The following is a 711-nucleotide window of genomic DNA, read 5'->3' on the forward strand; positions in this document are numbered from 1 at the left end:
CATCGGATCTTCCGGCTCGGAAGGTAATCCCGAAGCCATGTTGGGTGAAATCCGGTCCGCTGCGGCGCAGCCTCCGGGCATCAGCATGACCGGTGAGGCGGACCCCGCCCAGCTCGAAGGCTTCAATCAGGAGGCGTCCCAGCAGGTAGGGGCAGCCAAGCAGGCGGAGATGGGACACATCCATACTCCGTTTGGTGAGAATGACATCTATCCCGAGCCGGACGGCTCCACGCTGAAGGCTTCTGCAGAACTGCAGGGCGGGAATGCACCCGGAGCCAAGAAGCTGCCCGCACTGGGAGTGCCTGCGGACATGACGGCCGGACTCAATCGCAGCCTTGCCCCGGAAATGAAGAAGCAGCTGGGCGCCAAGCAGGCGGAATACAGCAAGGAAAAAGCGAAATTCGACAGCAAGGTGCTGATCTCCAAAGCAGACAGCCACGCGCAAATCCAGCAGGCGGAAGCCGATGCCAAGAACAAGCAACTCAGCCAGCAGACCGGAGCCAAGGCGGAAGTCGACAACCTGCGCGGGGAATGGAAAAACGAGCTGGATACAGCCGAAGCCGACTATGCCGGACAGGCTGGAGCAGCGGCGCAGCAGAAAAAAGGTGAGATCAACAGCGTCCGGACCGAAAAGGAACGCGAAGCGCAGAAAAAGCAGTCCGAAGCGGAGCGGGAAGCCACTCAGGCCTACAGCAAAGCCAAGAAGGATGC

The 711-nt window shown here is 60.5% G+C and carries 1 protein-coding gene; it reads left to right on the top strand.

Annotated elements, in window-relative coordinates; all coding sequences use genetic code 11:
- Window positions 1–711, top strand: a 711-nt coding sequence (locus A3849_RS04375; protein WP_483874375.1) for an uL18 family ribosomal protein, incomplete at both ends; no start/stop codon positions are given.

Source organism: Paenibacillus sp. P46E (assembly GCF_001909095.1).
Classification (GTDB): domain Bacteria; phylum Bacillota; class Bacilli; order Paenibacillales; family Paenibacillaceae; genus Paenibacillus_AQ; species Paenibacillus_AQ helianthi.